This window comes from Kitasatospora sp. NPDC058965, from assembly GCF_042741245.1.
Taxonomy (GTDB): domain Bacteria; phylum Actinomycetota; class Actinomycetes; order Streptomycetales; family Streptomycetaceae; genus Kitasatospora.
The window spans coordinates 1-3,072 of record NZ_JBHYKG010000527.1 but is presented as its reverse complement, the minus strand read 5'-3'; the positions used below and the strand labels follow the sequence as shown (position 1 = coordinate 3,072).

Below are 3,072 nucleotides of genomic sequence, written 5' to 3'. Positions count from 1 at the left end.
GGGTCACGGGTGGGCGTTGAGCGCCTGGTCGAGGTGGGCGTCGAAGTCCTTGGCGGCCTGGGCGACGCTCTTGTGGCCGGTGGCGATGTCGGCGAAGAACTGGTTGATCGACAGGTCGCTCTCGATGGTGGCCCAGCCCGGGGTGGCGGGGGTGCCGACGCTGTCGTGGGCGGCCTGCAGGAAGGCGGCCGAGGTGGCCGGCAGGCCGGCCGCGGTGGAGTCGAGCAACTGGGTGGAGACCGGCGTCCAGTGGTCGGTGCCGACGATCGCGGCGGTCTGGACCGCCTGGCTGGTCGCGGCCTTGAGGTAGGCCAGGGCCAGCTGCTGGTTGCGGCTGCGGGCGGCCACGGCCAGGTCGGAGCCGCCGAGGAAGACCGGCTGGTCCTTGCCCGCGGTGACGGCGCTGGGCAGCGGGAAGGTGCCGATCTGGTCCTTGAGGGCCGGGTTGTCCTTGAGGATCGTGTTGATGCTGGTGTCGATCACCGTCGCGGTCTTCCCGTCGGCGAACAGGGCGGCCTGGTCCGGGGTCTTGGTGTCGACGTTGCGGGAGGCGGTCGGCGAGTAGCTGTTCTGGAAGTCCTGCCAGGCCGTCAGACCCCGCTGTGCGGCCGGGGACTCCAGCTGACCGGTCCACTTGCCACTCGGGTCCTTGGTGGCGAGCTGGCCGCCGGCGTCCCAGACGAACTGCAGGGCGGCGAACCAGTACCGGCCGGGGAAGTACATCGGGGAGAAGCCCGGGTCGGTGCTGCCGGCCTTGATCCGGTCCAGGTCCCGGGTGAACTCGGCGAAGTCGGCGGGCGGGGCGGTGATGCCGGCCTTGGCCCAGAGCGTCTTGTTGTAGATCACGGCCCGGTTGCCGGCGAACAGCGGGGCGGCGTACAGCTTGCCGTCGACGGTGGCGGGGTCGACCAGGCCGGGCAGCCAGGTCTGACCCGCCGACAGGTCGGCCCGGTGGGCGGTGAGGTCGCTCAGCCCGCCGTTGGCGGCGAACAGCGGGACGTCGGTGTTGCCGATGTCGATGACGTCCGGCGGGTTGTCCTGGGCCAGCGCGGTGCTGATTCGGGTGTTGATGTTGGCCCACTCCTGGACCTGGACGTTCACCTTCGCGCCGGTGGCCTGTTCGAAGGCGGTGCTGATCGCGTCCACCGAGGGCTGGGTCAGGTCGCCGTCCATCAGCCACACGGTCAGGGTCTTCGGGCCGGCGGCCGAGCCGTCGCCGCCCGATCCGGCGGTGCCGCCGGAGCAGGCCGCGGTCAGCAGGGCGACGGTGAGCCCGCAGGCCGTCGTCGCCAGGGTTCTGGTGCGCACGTGGGTCCTCCTCGGAGAGCCGATTGCTGTTGGAGGCAGACCTTCACATATGACCAGTGGTCAGGTCAAGGGAATCGGGGGGCGTGAAAATTCCCGCAGTTGACGGGTAGACAGAGGCTTGACAGCGCGGCCCGGTGGCGTCACCTTGGACGGCAACCAGGGCGCTGGATTAGACCACTGGTAAGCCATTGGCCGCGCTGGGCCGGCCCGCGGCCGACGTGCACGCTTCCCTTCCCCACGAGGAGAACCCATGGACCACGTCCGTCCCCGCCCGCGCGGCGGGCTGAGCCGCACCGCACTGATCGCCACGGCCTCGCTCGCCTGCGCGGCCGCCGTCCTGCCGCTCACCCTGACCAAGGCCCACGCCGACGCCCCCGCGCTCACCGTCGAGTACCGGACCACCGCCACCGCCGCCTCGGCCGGCGAGATCGACCCGTGGCTGCAGGTGGTGAACACCGGCAGCAGCAGCCTGGACCTGAGCACCGTGACACTGCGCTACTACTTCTCCGCCGACACCGCCGGCGCCTACACCTTCCAGTGCGCCTGGGCCGTGCCCGGCTGCGCCAACCTGACCGGCACCGTGGTGGCGCTGGCGAACCCCACGCCGACCGCCGACCACTACCTGCAGCTCTCCTTCGGCCCCGGCGCCGGCACCCTCCAGCCCGGCGCCGCCAGCGGTGACCTGCAACTGCGCCTGCACCGCTCGGACTGGCAGAACGTCAACCAGGCGAACGACTACTCGTTCAACCCGAACGACACCGCCTACACGCCCTGGAACCAGGTCACCGGCTACCGGAACGGCGCCCTCGCCTGGGGCGCGGAGCCGGGCGGCGGCTCGTCCGCCTCGCCCACCCCGACCCCGACCGGATCGCCGTCCCCCAGCCCGTCGCCCTCCGGCTCGCCGACCGGCACACCGTCCGGCGTGCTCTTCGACGACTTCTCCTACACCGGATCCACCGACCCGAACCTGACCGCACACGACTGGAAGGTTCGCAGCGGCGCGGGCGGTCCCGGCGTGCAGAACAGCTGGTCGACGAACGCGATCACCTTCCCGGCCGACTCCTCGGCCCAGGGCGGCCACGCGATGGACCTGACCGCGACCACCGACGGCACCAGCGCCGGCACCACCCAGGCCGAGATCGACACCGTCCAGCAGAAGTTCTTCGAGGGCACCTACGCCGCCCGGGTCTACTTCAACGACCGGCCGACCACCGGCGCCAACGGCGACCACGTCAACGAGACCTTCTACACCATCACGCCCGACAACTCCCTCTACAGCGAGGACGACTTCGAGTACCTGCCGAACGGCGGCTGGGGCGGACCGGCGAACTCGATGTACACCACCAGCTGGTACAGCGCGGACGCGATGGACCGGGTCACCACCGACACCATCGGCAGCCTGCAGGGCTGGCACACCCTGGTCGCCACCGTCACCGGGGGCACCGTGACGTACGCGATCGACGGCAAGCAGGTCTTCTCCAGCACCGGCAAGTACTACCCGCGCGAGCCGATGACCATCGACTTCAACGAGTGGTTCATCGACCTGCCCTTCACCGGCGCCCGCAGCTGGGACCAGAAGGTCAACTGGGTCTACTTCGCCAAGGGCGTCGCCCAGTCCACCGGCGACGTCCAGCAGGCCGTCAACGGCTACTACGGCAGCAGCACCCACTTCGTGGACACGGTGCCGAACGGCTGACGGGCCGTCGGGCGGCGCCGACGGCGGGTGGCCCCGACCGCGGGTGGCCCCGGGCTCCGGCCCGGGGC

General features: G+C 70.9%; 2 protein-coding genes. One reads left to right on the top strand and one right to left on the bottom strand.

Annotation, left to right across the window (positions count from 1 at the left end; translation table 11 throughout):
- Window positions 1-3: 3 nt before the first annotated feature.
- A complete protein-coding gene (locus ACFW1A_RS39685) occupies window positions 4-1,308 on the bottom strand; it encodes an extracellular solute-binding protein (RefSeq protein WP_380418445.1) in 1,305 nt (434 codons plus the stop codon).
- Between the two features lie 250 nt (window positions 1,309-1,558).
- Between ACFW1A_RS39685 and ACFW1A_RS39680 the strand changes: the two genes are divergently transcribed.
- Window positions 1,559-3,004 (top strand): cellulose binding domain-containing protein, encoded by a 1,446-nt coding sequence (locus tag ACFW1A_RS39680; protein ID WP_380418443.1) that lies wholly within the window; start codon window positions 1,559-1,561, stop codon window positions 3,002-3,004.
- Window positions 3,005-3,072: the final 68 nt, after the last annotated feature.

Bases quoted from the DNA above. Each gene is read 5' to 3' on its own strand.
- ACFW1A_RS39680 (WP_380418443.1), top strand. From the start codon at position 1,559: ATGGACCACGTCCGTCCCCGCCCGCGCGGCGGGCTGAGCCGCACCGCA.